The organism is Streptococcus sp. V728 (genome assembly GCF_052077995.1).
Taxonomy (GTDB): Bacteria; Bacillota; Bacilli; order Lactobacillales; family Streptococcaceae; genus Streptococcus; species Streptococcus infantis_B.
The window spans coordinates 49,835-73,826 of record NZ_JBQJJH010000003.1; the positions used below are offsets into that span (position 1 = coordinate 49,835).

The 23,992-nt window shown below is 40.3% G+C and carries 20 protein-coding genes; 5 read left to right on the forward strand and 15 right to left on the reverse strand.

All coding sequences use genetic code 11. From position 1 onward, the window contains the following. Positions 1–118: 118 nt before the first annotated feature. Positions 119–1,969, reverse strand: coding sequence for a polysaccharide biosynthesis protein (locus tag ACTO1Y_RS05950; protein WP_441348644.1), 1,851 nt, complete (start codon positions 1,967–1,969; stop codon positions 119–121). Positions 1,970–2,047: 78 nt separating this feature from the next. Further along, positions 2,048–2,878, reverse strand: coding sequence for a glycosyltransferase (locus ACTO1Y_RS05955; RefSeq protein ID WP_441348645.1), 831 nt, complete (start codon positions 2,876–2,878; stop codon positions 2,048–2,050). Between the two features lie 218 nt (positions 2,879–3,096). Between ACTO1Y_RS05955 and ACTO1Y_RS05960 the strand changes: the two genes are divergently transcribed. The 5 genes from ACTO1Y_RS05960 to ACTO1Y_RS05980 all read left to right on the forward strand — a co-directional run bounded on the left by ACTO1Y_RS05960 (position 3,097) and on the right by ACTO1Y_RS05980 (position 7,238). After that, complete coding sequence (locus ACTO1Y_RS05960; RefSeq protein ID WP_441348646.1) at positions 3,097–4,263, forward strand: CynX/NimT family MFS transporter; 1,167 nt, start codon at positions 3,097–3,099, stop codon at positions 4,261–4,263. Positions 4,264–4,401: 138 nt separating this feature from the next. Then, positions 4,402–4,728 carry a PadR family transcriptional regulator gene (locus ACTO1Y_RS05965; protein ID WP_006151081.1) on the forward strand — a complete coding sequence of 109 codons (327 nt, stop codon included), beginning with the start codon at positions 4,402–4,404 and terminating at the stop codon, positions 4,726–4,728. After that, a complete protein-coding gene (locus ACTO1Y_RS05970; RefSeq protein WP_441348647.1) occupies positions 4,715–5,308 on the forward strand; it encodes a DUF1700 domain-containing protein in 594 nt (197 codons plus the stop codon). Before ACTO1Y_RS05965 ends, ACTO1Y_RS05970 begins: the two co-directional genes overlap by 14 nt. Continuing rightward, on the forward strand, positions 5,301–6,248 hold the full coding sequence (locus ACTO1Y_RS05975) for a DUF4097 family beta strand repeat-containing protein (RefSeq protein WP_441348648.1): 948 nt from the start codon (positions 5,301–5,303) through the stop codon (positions 6,246–6,248). Before ACTO1Y_RS05970 ends, ACTO1Y_RS05975 begins: the two co-directional genes overlap by 8 nt. 30 nt (positions 6,249–6,278) lie before the next feature. Beyond that, positions 6,279–7,238: a DUF6574 domain-containing protein gene (locus ACTO1Y_RS05980; protein WP_441348649.1), complete on the forward strand. Its 960-nt coding sequence runs from the start codon at positions 6,279–6,281 to the stop codon at positions 7,236–7,238. Positions 7,239–7,320: 82 nt separating this feature from the next. On the opposite strand, the gene ACTO1Y_RS05985 is transcribed toward ACTO1Y_RS05980, so the two are convergent. From ACTO1Y_RS05985 to ACTO1Y_RS06045, 13 genes are all read right to left on the reverse strand, one after another. After that, on the reverse strand, positions 7,321–8,508 hold the full coding sequence (locus ACTO1Y_RS05985; RefSeq protein WP_441348650.1) for an Mbeg1-like protein: 1,188 nt from the start codon (positions 8,506–8,508) through the stop codon (positions 7,321–7,323). Then, complete coding sequence (locus ACTO1Y_RS05990; RefSeq protein WP_441348651.1) at positions 8,505–9,692, reverse strand: hypothetical protein; 1,188 nt, start codon at positions 9,690–9,692, stop codon at positions 8,505–8,507. Before ACTO1Y_RS05990 ends, ACTO1Y_RS05985 begins: the two co-directional genes overlap by 4 nt. Positions 9,693–9,782: 90 nt before the next feature. Continuing rightward, positions 9,783–10,166 (reverse strand): TM2 domain-containing protein, encoded by a 384-nt coding sequence (locus ACTO1Y_RS05995; RefSeq protein ID WP_441348652.1) that lies wholly within the window; start codon positions 10,164–10,166, stop codon positions 9,783–9,785. 206 nt (positions 10,167–10,372) lie between these two features. Further along, positions 10,373–10,852: a TM2 domain-containing protein gene (locus ACTO1Y_RS06000; protein WP_441348653.1), complete on the reverse strand. Its 480-nt coding sequence runs from the start codon at positions 10,850–10,852 to the stop codon at positions 10,373–10,375. Positions 10,853–10,996: 144 nt separating this feature from the next. After that, positions 10,997–11,857, reverse strand: a complete 861-nt coding sequence (locus ACTO1Y_RS06005) for a DUF4299 family protein (protein WP_441348654.1) — start codon at positions 11,855–11,857, stop codon at positions 10,997–10,999. Between the two features lie 127 nt (positions 11,858–11,984). Beyond that, complete coding sequence (trhO, locus tag ACTO1Y_RS06010; RefSeq protein WP_006151074.1) at positions 11,985–12,971, reverse strand: oxygen-dependent tRNA uridine(34) hydroxylase TrhO; 987 nt, start codon at positions 12,969–12,971, stop codon at positions 11,985–11,987. A gap of 196 nt (positions 12,972–13,167) precedes the next feature. After that, complete coding sequence (locus tag ACTO1Y_RS06015; protein ID WP_441348655.1) at positions 13,168–14,361, reverse strand: L-lactate MFS transporter; 1,194 nt, start codon at positions 14,359–14,361, stop codon at positions 13,168–13,170. 381 nt (positions 14,362–14,742) lie between these two features. After that, positions 14,743–16,236, reverse strand: a complete 1,494-nt coding sequence (locus ACTO1Y_RS06020) for an ABC transporter substrate-binding protein (RefSeq protein ID WP_441348656.1) — start codon at positions 16,234–16,236, stop codon at positions 14,743–14,745. Positions 16,237–16,342: 106 nt separating this feature from the next. After that, positions 16,343–17,263 (reverse strand): carbohydrate ABC transporter permease, encoded by a 921-nt coding sequence (locus tag ACTO1Y_RS06025; RefSeq protein WP_441348657.1) that lies wholly within the window; start codon positions 17,261–17,263, stop codon positions 16,343–16,345. Between the two features lie 13 nt (positions 17,264–17,276). Continuing rightward, a complete protein-coding gene (locus ACTO1Y_RS06030) occupies positions 17,277–18,206 on the reverse strand; it encodes an ABC transporter permease (protein ID WP_441348658.1) in 930 nt (309 codons plus the stop codon). Between the two features lie 201 nt (positions 18,207–18,407). Then, positions 18,408–20,288 carry a beta-N-acetylhexosaminidase gene (locus ACTO1Y_RS06035; RefSeq protein ID WP_441348659.1) on the reverse strand — a complete coding sequence of 627 codons (1,881 nt, stop codon included), beginning with the start codon at positions 20,286–20,288 and terminating at the stop codon, positions 18,408–18,410. Beyond that, positions 20,282–21,151, reverse strand: coding sequence for an ROK family protein (locus ACTO1Y_RS06040; RefSeq protein ID WP_441348660.1), 870 nt, complete (start codon positions 21,149–21,151; stop codon positions 20,282–20,284). Before ACTO1Y_RS06040 ends, ACTO1Y_RS06035 begins: the two co-directional genes overlap by 7 nt. An 84-nt stretch (positions 21,152–21,235) precedes the next feature. Further along, complete coding sequence (locus ACTO1Y_RS06045; protein ID WP_441348661.1) at positions 21,236–23,881, reverse strand: alpha-mannosidase; 2,646 nt, start codon at positions 23,879–23,881, stop codon at positions 21,236–21,238. Positions 23,882–23,992 lie beyond the last annotated feature (111 nt).

Consider the following 23,992-nt stretch of genomic DNA (forward strand, 5'->3'; position numbering starts at 1 on the left):
TATCATAAGTGTAAACACCTGACAAGTAAGTACCTGATTCACGGAAGCTCACTCTAAGTTAAAAAAGATACTATCTGCTCCTTCTCTAAAAGAAGTCGCGGATAATATCTTATCTATTTTAGTCAGCATGAGTTGTTTCGTTTGCAAAACTGATAATGGCTCTCTTCAATTCAGAACCCTGCAAGGTACGGAATTCTTCAATCTTCTGATCAATCATTTCAAGAGGCATCACATTTACTTTACCAACAAAGATCTTGTCCATTACTTGATTGTCCACTAATTCAGTTGATACAAGCAATTCTTCATATAGTTTTTCACCTGGGCGAATTCCTACTTCTACGATTGGAATTTCATTTTCAGTATGACCACTGAGTAGAACCATTTTCTTAGCCAAGTCGTAAATGCGTACAGGTTTACCCATATCAAGGATAAAGACTTCCCCATCCTTGGCATAAGCACCCGCATGAATCACCAAACGACTAGCTTCTGGAATGGTCATGAAGTAACGAGTCATGCGGAAGTCTGTCACCGTTACAGGTCCGCCTTCAGCAATCTGACGTTCAAAGACAGGAATCACACTACCACGACTACCAAGTACATTACCGAAACGAACCGCACAGTAGGTTGATTGGCTACGTTGATTAAATCCAGTCACAATCAACTCAGCAACACGTTTAGTTGCTCCCATTACGTTTGGTGGATTAACGGCCTTATCTGTCGAAATCATGACCATTTTTGGAACTCGAGCAGCGTCAACTGCCTTAGCAACATTATAAGTTCCAAGGATGTTATTCTTGAAGGCTTCTTTTGGATTACGCTCCATCATCGGAACATGTTTATGGGCTGCAGCATGGTAAACAATAGCTGGTTCGTACTGCTCAAAAACTTGAAGCAAACGATCGTAATCTTGAATATCAGCAATGACAGGAACAAAATCAATTTCCTGGAACTTGCGAATCAATTCATGGTAAATAAGATAAATAGAGTTTTCTCCATGACCGAGCAGAATGACACGTTCAGGATTGAAACGACTAACCTGACGACAGATTTCTGAACCGATTGATCCTCCAGCACCAGTCACCAAGATGGTTTTACAAGTGATTTCAGAACCTAGACGTGATTCATCAAGTCGAATCTCTTTACGTCCCAAAAGGTCTGTGATATCAATCTTCTGGAAACCACCAATTGGAGGCTGAATACCTTGCACGACTGACTCAATCATAGGCATCTTATAGCATTTTACACCGATATGGTTACACATTTGCAGGATGCGTTCATACTCAGATGGATCTAGAGACGGAATCGCAACGATAACTTTTTCAACTCTGTAGCGTTTTGCCAATTCTGGTAGATCATCATAAGAACCCAAAACTGGGATTTTCCCAAGCTTTTGGCCTTTTTTCTTTTCATCATTATCCAGAATTCCGACCAATTCGAGGTCACTGGTAGGATGTTGGTAACTGTCCATAAAGAGCGCGCCACCATCACCTGCACCAATCAAGAAGGTACGACGGTGTTCTCCTTCGCCATTTCCCTTTTTACGTCTTGAGTAAATCAACTGCCAAGTGATACGAGGAAGTAGAATCAAGAAGGTTGTTAATAGGATAAAGAGTACGATAAAGCGGACAGAAAAGAGTGGTAAGAAAGCATAGCAAATAATATAAGATAAAATACTACTGATGGTTACTCCGAAGAAAATCTTCATGAAATCTGTAATCTTGCTGTAGCGACTAATACTAGCATTCAGCCCCCAGAATCCAATCATAAGCTGGTAGAAAAGGAAGGTTAGACCTGTGTAAATGACATAGTCTACCGGGGCTGGATTAATCAAGCCATAAAATAAAATATAGGAAACAATAATTGATAAGACCATACTGGCAATATCAAAAAATCCCCAAAAAATTTGTTTCTGTTGTTTATTTAATACTTCAACCAGATCAATGACGTAATCTGTTATTTTTTTATTCATGTGAATGGTATCCTCCTACACAGAATCACATTTTCTAGAAATGATAAGGTATAATTTTAAAATCCTATCAACTAAGCATTACTTGCTTTTTCTTAGAAGTTTTAAAAATATAAACTGTCGCACAAAGCCTGGGCATAGAGCAACGACAACCTGAATTAAAACACTTTTCAGGTATTCACCATAAGAAATCTGCCCACGCGCGTGCATTCTTTGACGTGCTTGGCGATAGAGCTCGAGATAGCGAAGACCCCCACGGCGTTCAAACATCCCTGCCCCCACTCGTACCTTACAAAGAATTTGATCCACATTTCCAGTTCGAGCTCCAGCACTAATCATATTTAGCCAGAGAAGATCATCTTCCATATAAAGACCATCCTCATAGTTACCAGCCTTGAGTACCATCTCTTTATTAAACATAACAGTCATGTGATTAAAGGCACTTCTCATACGTTGGTAGGCAATGATATCCTCATGCTTAATAGGCACACGACGGTAAGACACAATCTCATCAGGTTGGTCGATAAATTCTGCAATATGACCACCTAGCAGATCCAAGTTTTCTTTTTCCATCAATTCGAACTGTTGTTCGAAACGATCTTCGACAGCAATATCATCTGTATCCATACGAGCAATGACATCATATTGGCACTGTAAGACACCGTACTGAAGGGCTAATCCTAAGCCGCGATTTTGCTCAAGTGGGCAACGTTTGATTGGAATACTTGACTGTGCTTCCAATTTCTCCAAAACTTGATACAGTTCAGGTGTCAGCGGACCATCTTCGACGATGACCACTTCGCTAGGTTTGAGCGTTTGATGTATGATACTCTCTACCGCCTCTTCTAGAAAGACTGGGTTTTCTTTAACATAGACTGACATCAAGACGCTAAATTTACGATTTTCAGACACAGTAGTTCTCCAATGTATAGATTTTCTTTCACTATTTTATCACAAATTTCCAGACTTTCCTATTTTTATTTGAATAGGAGAAAAAAACTAGTAAATAATTTGTCCTTCTTTGCTATCATTTCTTTCGGCTAAGTAGCGAATTGCAGTAGGTCAGCTTGACATCTTTAGGGAAAAAAATTAAAATAAGCTGTTATCAAAATCAGCTTATTGAGGTTCACATGAAAAAACGATCACTCTTTTTTATTCTAGGAATTATCTTAATCGGAGCGGTCTTAAGAGCTCCTTTCACAGCTTTGCCGACTATTTTAGGTGACATTGCTCAAGGCTTGGGAGTAGAAGTCAGTTCACTTGGGGTTTTGACTAGCCTTCCTCTCTTGATGTTTGCCCTCTTCTCCTCCTTTGCTACTCGTTTAGCTCAAAAGATTGGACTTGAGCATCTATTTACTGTTAGCCTGATACTCCTGACTCTCGGGTCAGTGATTCGTATCTTTAATCTTCCTCTACTCTATCTGGGAACTTTACTCATCGGAGCAAGTATTGCTATCTTTAATGTGCTCCTTCCTAGCGTCATTCAGGCAAATTACCCACAAAAGATTAGCTTCCTGACAACAGTATATGTGACTTCCATGGGAATCGCAACAGCTCTTGCTTCCTATCTCTCTGTACCCATTACTCAAGCAATTTCTTGGAAAGGCTTAATTCTCTGTCTATCTTTGACCTGCCTACTAACTTTAGTTATCTGGTTCCCCAACAATCGTCACAATCATTTTCTAGAAGGGCATGAGAAAAAACAAAAAAAAGAGAACGTTCTAAAAGACAAGCAAGTTTGGGCTATTATTGTATTTGGTGGTCTCCAATCCCTACTCTTTTATACCAGTATGACCTGGTTGCCAACTATGGCCATTAGTGCAGGACTATCTCATACAGATGCTGGCCTTCTAGCTTCTATCTTTTCGCTGATCAGTATCCCCTTCTCGATGACCATTCCAAGTTTAACAACTCGTTTGTCCAATCGCCACCGTCAAATCATGCTGACAGTCATCTCTCTCGCTGGTATGATAGGAATTGCCATGCTCCTATACCCGAGCAACAGTTTCCTCTACTGGTTAGTAGCACATCTCTTGATTGGTACTGCCTGTAGCGCTCTTTCCCCTTATCTCATGGTTTGCTTTTCTATCAAAACAAGCTCTCCTGAGAAAACGGCCCAATTGTCTGGACTTGCCCAGACCGGAGGCTACATCCTGGCAGCCTTTGGACCAACTCTGTTTGGTTACAGCTTTGATATGTTCCATTCTTGGATCCCAGCCGTACTGGCTCTTTTAATGATTGATATCATCATGACAATCGCCCTCTTTATGGTGGATCGAGCGGATAAAATCCTCTAATCTTCTAGTTTTTGCTGGAAGATTTTTTATATGTAAAATTTTTATACATATTACTTGACAGCGTTTCCATTTAGATGTATGATTTATGTATAGAATAATTATATATAAAATTTTTATATACTAAGAAGGAGGTGCCCCATGTATTTTCCAACATCATCGGCCTTGATTGAATTTCTCATCTTGGCCATTCTAGAACAAGGGGATTCCTATGGTTATGAAATTAGCCAAACCATTAAACTCATTGCCAAAATTAAGGAATCTACTCTCTACCCCATCCTGAAAAAACTGGATACTAATCGCTATCTGACTACATACTCTCGCGAATACCAAGGTCGGATGCGCAAGTACTACTCCTTGACAAAAATTGGCGAGGAGCAACTGTTTGTCCTTCGAGAAGAATGGACACTCTACACTGACACTATCAACGGCATTATAGAAGGGAGCATTCGCCATGACAAGAACTGAATATTTGAATCAGCTTGAAGCCTATCTGATGAAGCTTCCTCAAGCTGATCGTATCGAAGCCATGGACTACTTCAAAGAACTCTTTGATGATGCTGGTCCAGAAGGTGAGGAAGAACTCATAGCTAGTCTCGGTAGTCCTAAAGAAGCTGCTCATGATATTTTGACAACACTTCTTGATAAAAAAATCAACGAAGAAAAGTCCCATAAAAACGACCGCCATATTTTACGCATCGCTCTACTAGCCCTTCTTGCAGCGCCTATCGGAATTCCGGTCGGGATTTCTATTATCTTGGCTATCATCGGAATTTTTATCGCCGCTATCAGCGTACTTCTAGCCTTCTTTGCTGTATCCGCAGCTGGAATGGTTCTCGGAGCTGTTCTTCTATTTGAAAGCTTCTACGTTCTGGCTGAATCGACATCTGCCTTTGTGCTGATTTTTGGGGGTGGTTTACTGGCGATTGGAGCTTCATCCCTAGTCTTACTAGCCACTTCTTACGTAACACGTTTCTTTGGATTACTAGTTCTTCGACTCATCCAATGGATTCTTAATAGAGGAAAGAGAGGTGAAAGACATGCGTAAATGGACAAAAGGATTTCTTATCTTTGGTGTTGTTACCAGTATCATCGGTTTTTCAATGATGATCATCGGTATCCAAACAGATGGTGTCAGAAGCCTCCTTGCAATGTCTCAAAATCCAGTATTTGAAAGTCGAATGGAAGAGCTCGTTTTTGACCAAGATATTGAAAATCTAAACATCTCACTAACAGAACATTCGCTCGTCATTACGGAGTCAAACGATGATAAGATTCACATCCAGTATCATCCAACCATCTCTGAAAAAGAAAATCTTCAACACTCTATCAAAGAGAAAAGTCTTGAAATAACTGATACCAAATCAACTACACGTCGCTCTATAGGTTCTAGTATCGAAGGTATCCTCTTTATCGCAAACGGAATTTCCAGCCGCAATGATGAAGTTGTTCTCTCATTACCAAGAGGAAAAGACTTAAAAAATCTAACTGCCCAGGTAAACCATCGTATCCTTTCAATTTCCAATGCAAAAATCAGCAATGCCAAGATTCTGTCAAATGGATATCTCCTTCGTATCACTGATAGCGAGATTAAAAATAGCCAACTGACTACAACTGGAATTGTCAATGTATTTGAAACCAGTCTGACTGATAGCCGCATCCAAGCAGAACATGAACATATCTCTGCTGACGACATCCAAGTCCATGGTAGAGTGGAATTAGAGTCAGAAAAAGACATGACCCTAAAGCTAACCCAAAAAGAATTTGACAGAATTAATGTAGAACTTTCTTCTGACCATGGTTCCATCTATCATCGTAGTCGGGAAGGATATAATCCGTATGAGGAAAACAAGGAAGACGAAGAGTTCTCTAATCCTTACAATTCAGAGAAAAAAGATACACAAGATTTACTTGTCGCAAAAGCTGGTCAAGACATCAATCTACCAAAAGAGGAGGTTCGCTCGCCTTCTTATAGATATCATAAATAAAAAGTTACTAATCAAAAGGGAGGTCTCATCATGACTCAAGAATGGTTTGAAAGTGCTGATTTCGAGAAAACAGCCATCAATGATAAAAAAGATAGTTCATCTGACCCAGTCATTCCCGAGGAAGAACTAAAAGAAAAAGAAGAGTTGCCAGTAGTCGAGGAAAATTCCCAAGCCAATCCTGAAAATCAGGAAACTGACCTAGAAAAAGTAGAGGCCGAAGAACAAGAAGAACCTGAAGAAGAGCCGGCAACAAAGACAGACCAGTCAGAAGAGCCTGTCAAAGAAGCACCTCAGCCTAGCAAATCTTTGGAAAGTCCATTTGTCCCAGATCCTGTACCTACAAAAACGGCAATCTTCAAAGAAGAACTAGCTGACTTTTGGATTTGGTTACAAGGTGCCCTTAAAGAGCCAACAGCAAGGTTCGATACAGATAAAAAACACAGTTACACTGCCTTTGCGCTCCTAACTATCTTTTCTGCCACGAGTTTCCTCTTTACAGTTTATCACGCCAAGCAAGGCTACTACGGCCGCATGGCAGCCATCGACTCTAAAGCTCTCCAGCATCTCCCTTCACTAAATCTCTTTTCTATCTTCTCCATCCTGGTAGCGACAAGTTTGTTCTTCTTCTCTATCCTCATGGGTGGATTTGTAGTCAAACGTTTTGTCGATCAGGACAGTGATTGGACATTGGAAAGAGCCTTTCAAGTACATAGCAGACTCTTGGCTATCCCAATTCTCTTGACAGGTATTGCTAGCTTCTTTGCCTTCTTTAACGGTCTACGCTTTGCGGCTCTTCTCTGCCTCATTAGTATGGGCATGGTTCTACTTGGTAACCTCTATATCATTTCAAGACCTAGCAAGGACAGTCAAGTTGACTCCTTCTATCGTCTCCTCTTGGCATTCCTAGTCAACGGTGGCATTCTATTTCTATTCTTCCTAGCAGAAATGGCACTTGTTTTCGACTATCTTCGAATTCTTGTCTTCTTATAAAAAAATCCCAGCTATTTAAGAATAGCTGGGATTTTATATGTCTAACGAACCACTATTTCTCATCTTGTAGTTTCGAGAAAATCTATTTACCTTTTCGTTTAGACCTTTTGAAAACTCCTGTGATATTTGAAAATGCACTTTTGGCAAAATGTTCCACTTTACCTTCGACCTTTTGAATGGGCTTTGGAAGATAACTCTTAAAGACATCAAATTGAGCATTGAATAGTTTGAAAAAGACCTGTATAGTCATCTTCTTTTGTTCAGATGTCAGACGAGTCATATTATTAACAATGTTGATAATCTTCTTCGGAGTATCAACAGTTATGTCTGCAAATTTGTTGATGCCTGATTCCAAAAAGACATCAAAGATAACATCTGAAAACTCTTGCTTTTCATCATTAGTCATGTTTTCTAACCAACTCGAAATGACCTTGTCGGCATGGATACTAAGCTGAGATTGATTTTCAACTTGGACAAAGTCTAATTGTCCCACCTCCCAAGAGAAAGTATCGTGTTGAAGAAGCAAAATGGCGTTACTCTTGACAACTTGTGCATTCACCGGTGGCTCCAATAAGACGCTCACCATTGAGTCTTGAGGAATGTAGGAGGCGATTCTATCTTTTATTCGGAGAAATCCTTCTGATTCCAAAAGGGACTCATGAAGGCCCGGAGCATCAAATGCATAAATCCCTGTAACAGCCTTTTGTTTTTCTTCATCCAATTTTGAGCTGGCATAAATCGCAAGATTGCCACCTTTAGAATGACCAGATACAATATACTCTCCTGGATACTCCGTCATCCGCTTCTCTAAGTATTGATGGGCTGATTGTTGGGCTGGGACCTCATGCATAAAGGTCATATGGAAGTCTTCTTTCCAGCCAATTAGATTCTCATCTGTCCCTCGAAAAACAACCAAATATTTTTCATCTTCGAGACGATAAGTTATAGCTGAAAATTGACGATCAATCTTCGAATCGATTTTATTAATAAAATCAAAAGCTTCGATAGCCCCGTATCGCTCACTGTTACCTAGAATACCTAAAAGCTCAATCCTTGGAGTTGTGATAACCGATAAAATTTCTCCCTTGTCGCCATTGATTGCAGTGTAATGTTGCGATATTTTTTCTAAAGAGATTTCGTCTTTTTTAACAATCTGCTCAAAAGGTAAATAGGCCACTTCTGTCAGCGCCAGGACATCTAAATCTTTAAAAAAGACTTTGTCAAATGAGTATGTTTTCAACCCCTGAGCATAATCAATGATGTTCCTCATTCTACCCTCCCTATCTTTTTATTGATGTTCTCTTCCTTGTTCGAAATGGACTCGAATATGATACTTAACGCAAGTAGCAATGCCCAAAATGGAGCAAACCATAACATTGCCAAATTCAACAGAAACATCAGATACTTCCAGTTGGTTTTTACTAATAAAGTTGGAATTAAAAAACAGAAAAACAAGAGTCCACTAGCAAGTGAAAAGAAAATTCCAAATGATGATTCCAGACTATAAATTGGAGATAGAATGTCGTAAGTGTTCAAAAGCGGGAAAACAAGGGCTAAAACAAGGGCCAATATGATACTTATTGCCACTACGCTAATGTTTATCAAGTTTGAATAACTCGCGCTACTGTTTAACCAGTTGTTCCATTTCTGTATTTTAGAATGATCTTGTCTCTGCCTTACGCTGCCTGTATCTGTGTAGGTATAATAATTGGGGATATGTGCCCAGTACATTCTTTCAATCACTGTCGCAAAAAAGTTTGAACGAGATTGGAAAGGTTGTAAGAGCACATTCTTTTGTTGCCCCAAATGTCTTTTAAACAAAGGCAAAAAACGGAACGGATCATGATTGGAATAGAAGTTTATGAGCCCCTCATCATTCTGTAAAAAGTTAGACTGTTTCAACATTTCTTGGCTACGTCTATTAAAGGTCCACCAAGGGGAAGTCGCAGAAAATGTTATGCATCTCTCTATCCCATCCTCAAAGATATATAAGCGTTGGGCAAGCAAACCTCCCAAAGATACACCTGAAACTACAAAGCGTTTATGGGGATATTTCTTTCTCAAGGAATGATAAAACGCTTGAAGACTATCATACTGATACAGGTGGACCAAGCCCATACTACCTAGAGTCGAGCTATAAATCCAGTCTTGAAAAATCGTTTTGAAACTATCTTCGTCATTCACCTTGGGGATGAAACGAGCATCAGCTCCCGTCTTACGAAAGAGTTTTTTCCCAATCCCTACATCAGCCCCTCTGACAACGATATAGATAGTGTCCTCACCTTCCGTTTCATAAGCTACAGCCTGTAGACCATTTACCCATGAAGTATTCTCATCGATTGAGGAAAGCTTTTTAACAACCTTATCATCAAAAACTACACTTCCGTATCGCATTATTTCTGCATTAAATACAATACTTGTCAAGTATACTAATAATCTAGTTTCTTTAATCATTTGCTTTATTTACTGTCAAAAAAAGATAAGTAGTGAGCGGGATGCTTCCCCGAGTTTTATAACACTACTTATCTTTAAACGTTAATCTACTTATCCTTCGTTTGCTTCTGTGGTAGCTGAAGGTACTGTCATTGTAGCAAGGGCATTATTAATAGCTGTCAAGTTTGCTTTCTTAGTAGCATTGATGATTAGGAACCAATCGATGACTGTCCAGATACCAAAGGTCAACCAAGCCAAAAGAAGTTTTGCAACTCCTAACCCAATGTGACCAATGTAGAAACGGTCAACTCCAAGAGTACCAAGGAAGATTGAAAGGATCAAAGCTGTTGTAGGATTTTTGATGTTTGCAGCAGCAATCACTTGGTTTGCTTGTGAGTCATCTAATTGGCTCAAACGCTGACGAAGTGATGGAAGTTGCTCCGATGGGAAGCTCCCAGTGTTTGCTGACAAGAATGAATCTGTAAAGTTTGACATAATAATCTCCTCTTTATGTTTTCTTCTATTTTAGAGATTTTTTCCCCTTTTGTCAAATTTTCTCTTGGTTTACCGCCTGTTTAGGCCGGTTTTTACTGTCTCTATCATACTTCCTTTCACTCGTGTCACATTTATTCTTTGGCTTCTGTAAACAAAAAATCCTGTCAATCTTTGACAGGATTCTTATATGCAAAAGATATATTTACTTATTCTTCAGTAGCTTCTACTTGTTCTTCAACAACTTCCGCTGGTTCTGCAACGACTTCTACTTTTTCTTCAATGACTTCTACAGTTTCTGGAGTAGCTGTCATTGTAGCAAGAGCTGTATTGATAGCTTCAAAGTTTGCTGCTTTTGTAGCGTTCATGATAAGGAACCAGTCAACAACAACCCAAATCCATGTAAAGAAAAGTGAGAATCCGAGTGTAATGATAGGCAATAGCAATGTAGCCAAGAGCTTACCAATTCCTAGACCAGTATGACCAATGTAGAAACGGTCAACCCCTAATGCACCTAAGAAGATTGAAAGAATCAAAGCTGTTGTAGGGTTTTTAACGTCTGTAGCAGCAATCACTTGGTTTGCTTGTGAATCGTCTAGTTGGCTCAAGCGTTCACGAAGTGATGGAAGTTGCTCTGACGGAAAGTTAGCAGTATTTGCTGACAAGAATGAATCTGTAAAGTTTGACATAATAATCTCCTCTTTATGTTTTCCTATATTTTAGACATTTTTTCCTTCTTTGTCAAATTTCCTCTGTGTTTTCTATGTTTTTCAAAGTCCCAGTTCAATTTAACCAAAAGAAAAACATTCAATACATCTTCCCTTAGAATTCCTTTATTCTACATTTGCCAGTGTTTCAAAATCCTCGCCTGAAACTGGTCCTACTTCTACTTGGTTAGCATCTAAGTTCTGATAGAGTTCTTCTGGCAAAGCCCCCAAGAAGGTTTGATAATCCAGTCTAGCTACCGCTTCATAGTCTTCTGGTTTTGAGCCATCTCCAGAAATTTTTACTAGATCAATTTCCCAGACAAGCTCTTTTCCTACCAACTGTTCAACATAAGGCGCTGGAATCACTGGTTCTTTCGGCAAGATTGTTTTCACTCCCTGAGCCAGGTGGTAGATACCATGAACCTTACCCTCGCTATCTGGATAGAATTTGGCGCTGGCAGGATATGCATCCGACCCTTGAACCTTTTTGACTAATGCTTCAAAACGTGCCAAACCATCTTCTTTTAAGAAGCTTTCTAAATCCTTCTTGTCAAAGTAAACAGGTGATAGAATTCCTTGGCAGAAGCCCAAACGAGCACCCTTATCCGCCAAATAGTTTTTGACAGTATCGTGGAAATAATTTTCCAAATCAAAGTCTGCCAATCCTTCAACTACTTCACCGACCTTACTTGATAAGGCTTGCAAGAGAGCTTCTACAATCTCCCAATCAGCTCTTGTAATCAAGTCAGGGATGATTACTTGATAGCCTTTTTGAGAGTCTAGGTAGCGAACTTTAAAGAGGAACTGAGATCTACCCACGATTCCACACTCGATATACTCGAGGCGATTAAGAGGTTGACGGAGATAGACAGCATCATAACTATGAGATTCCAAGCCATCTACAAGGGCTAAGATTGATTTTGCTGTTAAAATCTCCTGTTGTCCTAGGACACTTTGTTTATTTGGAATAAAAAATGCTTTCACCATACATGGGCTCCTTTGAAATCGTTTACATATAGTATACACTATTTTCCTGAAAGATGCAGAAACAAATTTTAGATTTTTGGGTAAAAAGCATAGAAAAACAGCCCTTTTCCAAGGACTGTTGATACTTTTATATAACTTCAGAATGATCTAGGTTCTCACCAATCACTGCTAAACGCTCAATGACTTGGTCTTGCGTCAATTCATGCTCTAAAACATAGCGATTGCGTGGATGAACACGACACTCGTGTGAGCACCCGCGGAGGTACTTGTCTTCATTCTCTTCAGATGTCAAGATACGACGGTTACAGAATGGATTTCCACAGTTGACATAGCGTTCGCACGGTGTGCCATCAAACCAATCTTTTCCGACGATGGTTGGATTGACATGATTGACATCGACTGCAATACGCTCATCAAAGACATACATTTTACCATCCCAAAGCTCACCTTGAACTTCTGGGTCTTTACCGTATGTTGCAATACCTCCGTGCAATTGACCAACATCTTTATAACCCTCACGAACCATCCAACCAGAGAATTTTTCACAACGTACTCCACCTGTACAGTAAACCACGACACGTTTATCCATGAATTTTTCCTTGTTATCACGAACCCACTGTGGTAACTCGCGGAAGTTACGGATTTCTGGACGAATTGCTCCTCGGAAATGACCTAAATCATATTCATAGTCATTACGTGTATCTAAGACAACGGTATCTTCATCAAGTAAAGCTTCCTTGAACTCTTTTGGAGATAGGTAAGCACCAGTTGTTTCTAATGGATTAATGTCATTGTCAAAGTCATTGTCTTCAAGACCAAGGTGAACAATTTCTTTTTTGTAGCGAACAAACATCTTCTTGAAGGCTTGCTCGTTTTCTTCATCAATCTTGAACCATAAATTCTCCATTCCTGGGAGACTGTGAACATAGTCCATATATTTTTGTGTTGTTTCGTAGTCACCTGAAACTGTTCCGTTAATACCCTCATCAGCCACAAGGATACGACCTTTTAGACCGATAGATTTACAGAAGGCCAAATGATCTGCAGCGAATTGTTTCGCATTCTCAATTGGAGTATAGAGGTAGTAAAGTAAGACACGAATATCTTTTGCCATAAGATTTGTTCTCTTTTCTATTCTTAAATTTTCAGAATTTTTCATCTAACTATACTAGTATACCGATAAAGAAAAGCGATTGCAATTTATTTGACTGAAAATTAACCTCCTATAACTAGGACTCGTTCTGATTTCCAATCCCACATATGATTTAAAACAATAAAAAATCCTTGGATTTTTCCAAGGATTTATGATTTTAAGCTTTTTTCATTTTAGCCATGTAGAAAAGCTGTAGAAGAATACCAACAAATGCCATACCGATTACGATGAAGAAGGCCATTGTATAGTCTCCTTGGTTGGCTTGGGCAATTCGTGCACCTAGCTGAGGGCCTGCAATCGCAGCAACACCGTATGCAGTAAACATCCAACCGTAGTTTGTTCCTACATAAGTTACTCCCCAGTTTTCAGCAGTAATACCTGGGAAAGAACCTAGGAAACCACCGAATGACAAGGCAACCATCATTACACCAAGGATAGCCAAGATGCTTCCTGGGCCTTTGAATAAGGCTGTGAGCAACAATCCAGCAGCAACTGCTCCAAACATAGCAATAACTGTAGGGTAACGACCAATCTTATCAGAAACTGTACCCCAGAAGATACGTCCAAATGTGTTAGCGATAGATACTAACATAACGAAGAGAGTAGCTTCTCCAACAAGTTGATATTGGTCAGAAATTGCTGCAGCAGAACCGATGATCATCATTCCACCAGTAGCACCAAGAACATAAATCAACCATAGAAGCCAGTAATTTCCGTCACGGAGCATTTCTTTGTAAGTTTTACCTTCTGGTTGAGCAGCTCCAGCTACTGGCGCAGCCGTAGGAGCTTTTTCCATTACCAATGAAGACGTACAAATAACAATTAGAAGAATGATACCTAATACTTTGAATGTTGAGTAAACACCCATAGAAGCAATCAAAGCTTTGGCAACTGGACCGATAATAAGGGGACCCAACCCAAAACCTGCTGCTGTCAAACCACCAGCTAGACCTTTTTTATCTGGGAACCACTTAGTGGCAACTGAAGTAGATGCTCCATAAGCAGCACCGATACCAAGTCCTAGGACAACCCCGTAAGTGAGGTAAAGGATTGGAAGAGAGGTAGCAAATCCTGTAGCAAACATACCAGCACCAAAGAGAATACCACCTAAAAATACAAATTTCTTAGGTCCTACTGAATCGACTTTAGGACCAAAAATAATCATACCAACAGGTACCATTGCAAAAGAAATACTAAAGGCCAAAGAAGTCTGGGCTTGAACCCATCCTTGACTAGCATTGGTTTCTAGCAGTGCCTTTTGAAAGACTGACCAGGCGTAACCAGCGCCTAGAGAGAGATTCGTTAAAATGGCTGCTGCCAAAATTAACCAACGATTGGGTGTTTTTTTCATATGAATAACCTCATGTAAAATTCTTATTCCCAAAGGGAATTGTTGACAAATATTGTCGGTTTTTCACCTACTTATCCTAGATGACTAGTCTAGAAATCAATAAATAGATAAAGTAATTTTCACAATGTTAAGCGCTTTCATTGTCTTGTATATTTATTATAAGCTAGATTCATTTGAAAATCTACTTAATTAAACTAATAGGGGTATTAGCTCAATTAAGCTCTATTCATATATTATTATGAATATTTTTAAAAGGCTATTATAGCCATCTCTTTAGCCTTTTCGCAACAACTATAAAAAAGAATCACTACCCCATCTGGAAATACCCAGACAAGATAGTGATTGCTCTTTTTAGGAATGAATACACGAAATCAATCTATCTTAAGATTTTTTGCTTTTCAAGAATTCATCGTATTGTTTTTGCATTTCATCCAATACTTTTTGGTAAGCACCTTCAGATTTAAGTTTTTCCATCAATTCTGGAATAGCTTTTTCTGGGTCTACAGTACCAGTGTTGATAGCTGTATCGAATTGTTGCATAGTATTAGTGATAGCTGAGATTTCAGATTTCACGTTGTCAGTGTTGAAGATGAATCCAAGCGCTGGAGATTCTTTTGCAGTTTCCAAATCTTTCTTAGATTGTGCAATTTGTTCATCTGTAACGTTTTCGTTGATGTAAAGGATCCAGTTGTTACCAGTGTTCCATCCTGACATGTGAGTGTTTCCTTTGTATCCATCAAGGACACGAACACGGTTTTCTTTACCTTCAACTTTTTCCCAGTTCTTGCCTTCTGGTCCATAAACAAGTCCGTTCAAGAGTTCTGGGTTAGTGTTCAAGAGGTTCAACACTTCCATTGCTTTTTCTTTGTTCTTAGAGTTGTTTGAGATTACAAAGTTTGCAACTTGAGTTGTTTGGTTTTTCTTGATGAAGTTAGTAAATGGTTTGATTTTGATATCTCTGTTAGCAACACGAGAAAGCAAGCTGCTACCGTAGTCAGCTGGTCCTACTGTTTCTTCGCGAACAAGCCAAGTATCTTGAGTAAGGTCATATGAAGTATCGCTTGTTGCTACGTCTTTTGGAATGTATCCTGCTTCATAGTATTTGTGCATAGTCTTCAAGTGTTCTACGAAACGAGGAACTTCGTAACGGTTTACGATCTTAGTAGTGTCGCCTTCAAGGTCGATGACGAATGGAAGACCATTTGCAACTGGGTAGTCAAAGTTTTCTGATGGGATAAAGTTTTTACCAACAGCGAATGGCATTACATCTGGAGCTTTTTCTTTGATTTGTTTCAATACTGGTTCAAGTGTTTCGTATGAAGTTACACCTGAGATATCGATTCCATATTTTTCAAGAAGTGGGCCGTTGAAAGCAAAGTTTTGTGAAGATGCAACGTTGGCTGCAACTGGAACTGCATAGATTTTACCGTTTACAGTGTTACCTTTGATGTAAGCTGGGTCAAGTGCTTTGTAAAGGTCAGCTCCTTCTTTCTTGTACAATTCTGTCAAGTCAGCATAAGCACCTTTTTGAGCGTTTACAACGTAGTTATCTGCAAATGCGATATCATAGTTTTCACCTGATGAAGTGATAACTGACATTTTCTTGCTGTAGTCACCCCAACCAAGGTATTGGATATCTAATTTAGCACCAACTTTTTCTCCGATGATTTTGTTTGCATTTTCTAGCAACTCATCCAAGTTATCTGGTTTGTCACCGATTTGGTACATCTTGATAACAGTTTTGTCACCTGATGACGATGATGATGATTCAGCAGCTTTTTGGTTGTTTCCTTTAAGGTTACCACAAGCTGCAAGTCCAGCAGCCAAAGCTAGAAGGCTAGCTGAAGTAAAAGCATATTTTTTCCAGTTTTTCATGATAAAAACTCCTTTTTTTATTTTTAAATTTAAAACAATTTTAGTGATCTACTTTTCAACAAAGAAAAGTTAGATAGGGTAGAGAAAACTTGTTTCTCAGCGTCTCTTATTCTTTAACACCACCGATAGTTAAACCTTTTACAAAATAGCGTTGGAAGAATGGATAGAGAATCGCAATTGGAACAGTCGCAACTACGACCATGGCCATACGACCTGTTTCTTTTGGTAGGGCAACTGCAAGTTGTCCTGACATCCCAACTGACTTAGCAATGTAATCCATGTTGTTTTGAATTTGCATGAGCAAATATTGCAATGGATACAAGTTGTCACTCTTGATATAAAGTAGAGCATTAAACCAGTCGTTCCAGAATCCAAGTGCTGTCAAAAGTGTGATAGTCGCAATCCCTGGAAGAGAAAGTGGTAAACAGATTTGGAAGAAGATCCGAGCCTCACTAGCCCCGTCGATACGAGCTGATTCGAGGATTGCTTCTGGGATGGTCTTCTTGAAGAAGGAACGCATCAACATGATGTTGAATGGTGATAGAAGCATTGGAACAATCAAGGCCCAAATGGTATCACCAAGGTGAAGCAACTGAGTTACCACAATGTAGCCTGGTACCAAACCAGCATTGAACAACATACTGAGAAGAGCGAAGACTGTAAAGAATTTACGATACTTAAATGTTGTACGAGAGATGGCGTAAGCGTATGTTGTTGTGATAAAGACGTTTGTCAAAGTTCCAACAACTGTTACAAAAGCTGAGATAAAAAGCGCTTGTAAAATCTTATCTTTGAACTGAGCCAAAAACTCAAAGCCATCTAATCCAAATTGTGATGGGAAGAAGCTATATCCATGTTGAACGATACTCTTCTCATCTGTAATTGAGATAATGATAACAAAGATGAAAGGCAAGATACAAGAGAAGGCTAGCAAACCAGATATGATACTAAAGAAAATATCTGCTTTTTTGCTGAAGGAGTGTATGCCAACATTATCAATTTTTTCTTTTTGAATTTTTTTTGCCATATGCTCCTCCTTTCTAGAATAGTGCCGAGTTAGGATCAACACGTCTTGCAAGTAAGTTTGATAGGATAACCAGAATCAAACCGACAACTGACTGGTAGAGGCCGGCTGCCGAAGCCATACCGATATCTGCTGTCTGAGTCAATCCGTTAAAGACATAGACGTCCAATACGTTTGTTACACTATAGAGCTGACCAGCATTGTGAGGGATTTGGTAGAAAAGACCGAAGTCTGCACGGAAGATATTTCCGACTGCAAGGATGGTCAATACTGTCACTAGCGGTGTCAACTGAGGAATGGTTACGTTACGGATACGTTGCCATTTGCTAGCACCGTCAACTGTTGCTGCTTCGTAGTAAGTTGGATCAATACCCATGATGGTTGCGTAGTACATAACACTACTATAACCGAAGCCTTTCCAGACACCTAGGAAGAGGAGAAGAAAAGGCCAGATACTGATATCAGCGTAGAAGTTAATCCCCTTCATTCCAAAAGATTCTAGGGTACGGTTGATAAGCCCTTTATCGATGTTTAGGAAAGCATCTGTAAAGAAACTGATGATAACCCAAGATAGGAAGTAAGGAAACAACATAGAGGTTTGGTAGATTTTAACCATTCTCTTAGATCGAAGTTCACTAAGGATAATGGCAATACCAACTGATACAATCAAACCGATAAAGATAAATCCAAGGTTGTAGAGAACTGTATTTCGAGTAATGACAAAGGCATCTTTTGAACTAAACAAGAACTTGAAGTTATCTAGTCCGACCCATCTACTATTTATAATACTGTGGACAAATCCTTCACCAGTCATATGGTAGTCTTTGAAGGCAACCACATTCCCAAATACTGGGATGTAGAAGAATAAAATCAACCAAATTGTCCCTGGTAGAACCATTAAGAGAAAAATCCAATTATCTCTTAAAGTTTTTGAAAACTTGTTCATAATTTCCTCCCTTTTTATTTTCTAAAACTTCATAATCTCACATTTTTAGTCTTGATAACGTTTACAAAAATAGTATACTCTTATTTTTAGGACAGTTTAAACTACAAATTATAGAAAAAACTCCACAAATTATTTTATGTGGAGAACTTTTTTATATAAGAATAGGTTTCACGAGAAACTTCTTTTCTGAATAGAGTTTTTCTAGGTCGTATAAATAGTCGAAGCTGTCGCAATAGTATGCCACTGGTTAGCCGTTGTGGCTGCGAACTCTTGATCCCCGTAGAAATCGTTGAATGGCAAGATGTCTACTTCTAGTTCGTCGATACGAGAGATTTCGCCTGCTAGATAGTTTTCAATGCGACTTTCTGCGCGCTTGATCCGTTGCAAGAGCCCACCCATACGAATGTCTACGGTATCCAAGCCAAAGACCTTGTTTTCTTTCAACCATTGGTGGCTAAAGAGTTTGTGGAAGGTTTCAATCTGGCTTCTTAATTTTGGTAATTCTTCCCTAGCAATTTGTTGCAAACTCTCTTTATCACCTGCTTGATAGGCTTGACGAATGCGTCGGCCCACATCTACTTTACTGCTTAAAATCTGGTTCAACTGAGCCTGAGTTTCAAAGAGATAAGCATAGTTTCCTGCTTTTTCTTTAATAGCAACAAGAGTCTCAGCTGCCTGGGTAAAGTGTGGTTTGTCCTGCTCAGGAGTCATGTGCTTGTCAAGGATTGGGCAAAGAACATCCTGATAAAAGACATAGCGATTAGGGTTGATACCACTGAGATTATCTGGTAGGTCTGGCAAGAGGTTAGCCAAGTCAAGTTGCATAAAGTCCTCAATCGATAAGCCTGTGTTGATCTTGAAGTGAGCTGATAGACGCTCTAAATCATTACGATAGCTAAGTTCTGCCCAGATTTGTAAGCTAGGCAGAATCGAGAACTGGGCTGTTTCCCCACCATTGTCCCCCCAACCTGTCACGATGACTTCCTTGATCTGATTGGCACGGCAAGCTTTATTGGCTTCTACTGCAATAAGACGGCTGAAATGGTTGTGGGGCGTAAAACCAATCCACTTCCAGGCACCACCAGCAAAGGCGATATCTTGACTAATCTTGTGGTGATTACGGAAGTTTCGGTTGTATTTTTCCTCGCTATCCTGATAATAATCCCAGTAAACCAAGGTGACACGGCCTTTGAGACGATCTAGGTAAACACGCGTTTCTTCTGGAATCTCCACATCACGGTCATACTGACCATCTGCTGACATGAGCTTGAAGAACATATCACTCCACATCTGGCAGTGGAAACCATACTTGTCTGCAATATCCAGCACGCGCTCCAAGTGTTGGCACATGAGAAGACTACGGTCCACAATACCGTTCAAGATAAGATAACGACCCAAACCGACCAAGTGAGCTTCATCCATCCCGATATTGACCTTGCGAGTTTGTAGTTTAGATAACGTCGCAAACATACCGTCAATCAGGTCGTAGACTTTTTCTTCACCGATGAGAAGAATGTCTTCTACATCGCGGAGTTGTTGGACTTCTTTGACACCCCATTTGACAAAGGCTGATAAGTGGGCCAGGGTTTGGATGCATGGGACAAAGGTCATGTCAAACTGTTGGGCGTATGCTTCGATTTCCTGTAATTCTTCAGCTGAATAAGCCCCACGGAAATAACCAAAGTAAGGCTGTCCCTCAATCTGATAGGTGTCCTCCATATAGAGCTCAAAGGTTGAGTAGCCCATGAGAGCTAAGACCTCAATCATCTGTTTGGCCGATGCGACATTAAGCACGGCATTGCGCGAACAGTCCGCCATATAGGCTAAATCTTCATAGGCCGCCTGCTCTTCAATCTCTACCTTGTCCCCTTCTGCTAAAGCTGTTGCTAGCACAGATAAAGCACGGTAGAGTTGATGAGGCTTACGGTAGGTCAGTTGATACTGCCCATTCTCACCCTTGATAGAGATAGAAGCTTGGTCAGACTGAGAGACTGCCACCTCTACATCTGGTAGAGAAATGTGATTTTTTAATACTTCGATAGATTGGGCTTGTTTGGGACTAAGTCCTGTAAAACTTACCATTGGTTTTCCTCCTGTAACCAGTTGACAAGGGCACCGTAGAGATTGGCATCTGCATGATAGGTGCAAGCTTGAATGACTGGAGCGATAGTATATTCTTCATATCTTTCCACAAAGGCGTCTACTGCTTTTTGCACCCCTTTGATAAAATCTGGGTTCTGACTGATAGAGCCACCTAGGCTAATCACATCTGGATCAATCAGGTATTGGATATTGAGCAGGCCTTGAGCTAGGTTACGATTCATGCGTTCAATAGCTTCTTGGCAAAGGGCATTGCCGGCTGCCGCCTCTTGATAAATCTTACGGCCATCCCAGTCAGACTGACCTGATTTTTCAATCACATAACGTACCATGTTTCCCGTAGAAGCTAGTAACGACCAGTTATTGAGTCTTTCTGCAGGTTCGATGGTGGTCATGTAGCCAAACTCACCACCCAAACCATGACGACCTCGGTGAAGTTTCCCATTGATAATCATGGCACCACCAATCCCTGTACCAATTACGACACAGGCTACATTCTCAATCTCTGGGTGAGCTAGCAGTTCACTGAGTCCAACACAGTTGGCATCATTTTCTAAATGAACAGGCAGTTTGCGATGAGCAAGGGCCTCATACCAAGAAAAACCATGGATGTAAGGAATGGCGCTAATTCCCTCAATCACCCCTGTTTCTTGATTAACAGCCCCTGGCACACTCATGGCAATCCCACGGTAGTCACGTTCTGACAAACGTTGGTCCAACCAAGCAAGCAACTCTTCTAGAGTCTCTGGCGTTGGGGTGCTGGCCTTATCTAAAATCTTTCCATCAGGAGTGAGACTAGCAAACTTAATCCCAGTCCCTCCGATATCAATCGTTGCAATGGTCATTGCTTTTACCTGTAAAAAGGAGCGAATCAGCAGTTGGTTCTTACTTTTTCGCTCCTCCTTTCTGTTTATGTTTTCTTTTTGAAATTAAATTTCTTCTTTTTTAATCAATTCTGTACGAATTTCTTGCGGTGCCAATAGTCCTGAATGAACTGGATATGGGCGTTCCAACAAGTCAAGAATGGTTTGTTGTTTGTCAGACACGCGAACATTTTCTTGACTCATATTGTAGTAACGAAGGACGTACCCTTCTTCATTTTCAGCAACTTTAAAGGCTGTTGGGCAGACTTGTGGCAAGTTGAGGGCTGCATGGTTGAAGAGACTACCTGTTGCAGCGACGCTACCTTCTTGTTTTGCAACTTGAAGAGCTGTAAATGGCACCTGGAAGGCTTTGGCACGACGGAAGGCTGAGAAACGTTCGCCGGCTTGATGGCATTCTACTGCAAACTCAACTTCGATATCGCGCAAACACTGGGCTTCTGGTGTTGGGAAGTAGCCCCAGTCACCTAGCTCACCTGAAGCACGGAGAATGGTCACGGCAATGGTATCGTCCCCTAAAATTTCGTATTCATGTAATCCTTTATTGGCCACTGTTACCCCTTTGACGTCATCATACAAGCTGACAAAGGCTTGTTGATGTTGTGGATTTTCAGGATTTTCCCAAGAAGCTGCTGGTTTATTTGGTCGTGTCACTACTTCATAGATGCTTTCAGAATCGTTACTTGGTCGAGTGTTATGAGTTTTGACCAAGAGACGAATGCGGTGATCCTTAGCTGTATTGGTGAAGCGCGTCTTGAAGCGAATCTGTGGATTGTCCACAAAGACAGTCATCTCAGTTTCAAGGGGAATAGTTGTCAGCTCTTCTGAACGACCTGCATCTCGTTTCATGAACTCGATGATGCCTCTTTGTTCAGCATCTAATTTTTCATCTGCGCTGACTGGAATAGTAAAGTCGTGTTTGAGCAAGACCTTAGCATAGCGAGCATTGTTTTCCAGAACTTCATAACCTTTCAGTTGAGCGAAAATTGGCTCTGTTCCTTTTGGTTGGAAATAAATGTACTCATTCCCGATATCGCCACGGTCCTCAAATTGGATAAAGTCCTCGTAAGCTTCGTTTGTAGTCTTGTCGTAGACTGTGATACCTTCATCTACACTTACGGTCACAAATGGAGTATCAATAACTCCATTTTGGAAGATACCATCGCTTTGTGCTGCTGGCCCTTCGACTAATTGGAAGCTTGACCAAGAAAGTGGTGCAAGGTGAATTGGAATTGTCACGCGCACTTGACGTGCAATATAAGGTTGACGGAATTTATCCTTGGGTAAGGTATAACCAAAACCTGCCCCCAAGTCTTCAATCTTGGCTTCAATGACATGACCATCCAAATCTTGAACATGGTAATCTGGCAAACTCAAAGCCGCCATTTTCTTAAAGCCTTCTGTCGGGTGCAATTCCTTGAAATCACAAGTGGCTACATCTACCACAACACTGGCAGTATCAACCTTGTCATGTAATCCAGTGTTGATGACTGTAAAGAGGTGGTCGCTTTGTGCTTCCTGAGTTGCTATTTTGTGTTTCCATTCATTGAGAAGGTTTGTTTTGACGAAGTTCCCAACTTGGTTGACCTTGGCAAAGCGAGTTTCCATTTCACGGTGAACTTCGTCAATACTACATCCGCAGATGCTATCGTGTGGTGCATTTTGCAAAAGCACTTTCCAAGCATAGGTCAACTGATCCTTATGATTATGCCCTCCTGTAAGAATAGTCAATGGTTCCACGACTTGCTCTAGCAAGTTGCTGTTTTCCTGGAAGGCTTGTTTGAGATAAATACGTGAAGATGAGGTATTGGCAAGGGTGTACCAACCATCCGTTTCCTGGCTAGTCAACTCACCTGTAACAGTTGATAGGTGTTCAGGAAGTGCACTTTCGACTGCTTGAACGTATTCATCAAAGGAGCTGTGAACAAAGGTCACGTCAGGGAAAAGTTCGTTTGCCACACGAATGGCTTCACTCAAATTTCGTTGAACTGGTTGGTGATCACATCCGTTCATCATCAACCATTGATTAGTCGATGCATAGTCACGAACATCTGACAATTTTTGTTTCCAGAAAGCTAAAGCTTCGTCTTTATCTACCGGAATTTCGTTCCCGTTACTGTACCAGTTAGCAAAGAGGATACCGAGTACACGGCTACCGTCTGCACCTTGCCAGTACATTTCAGAAAATTGAGAAGTGAATTGCTCATCTTCGAGGACTTGGTTGTCAAATCCGATTGGTTTAACACCACGACCAAAGGCTGCTACGTGAATACCTGATTTTTGAAGAATTTGAGGAGCTTGCCCCATATTTCCAAAGGTATCTGGGAAGTAACCAATCTGCGTAGATTTGCCCCATTTTGCACATTCAGCTTGACCAATCAAGGTATTGCGGACATTGGCTTCACTGGAGATCAAGTAATCATCCTGCAAGATATAGAAAGGCCCAATCTTCAATTTGCCTTCGTCGATATAACGCTGCACCTTGTCACGGTTTTCAGGACGAATTTCTAAATAGTCATCGAGGACGATGGTTTGTCCATCCAAGTGGAAGCTCTTGAATTCAGGGTCATTTTCAAAAAGATCAAACAGATTGTCAAAAAGTTCCACCAATTGCATACGGTGACTTTCAAAAGGTAGATACCACTCACGATCCCAGTGGCTGTGAGAGATGATATGTACAACAACATTTTCCATGAGTAAAACCTCATTCTAACTTAAATTTTTAATGTTTTAAATATAAACTTGTAATTCTAACAAGAATCAGTGAAGCTAAAGCGTGCTCCTTATACTCAATGAAAATCAAAG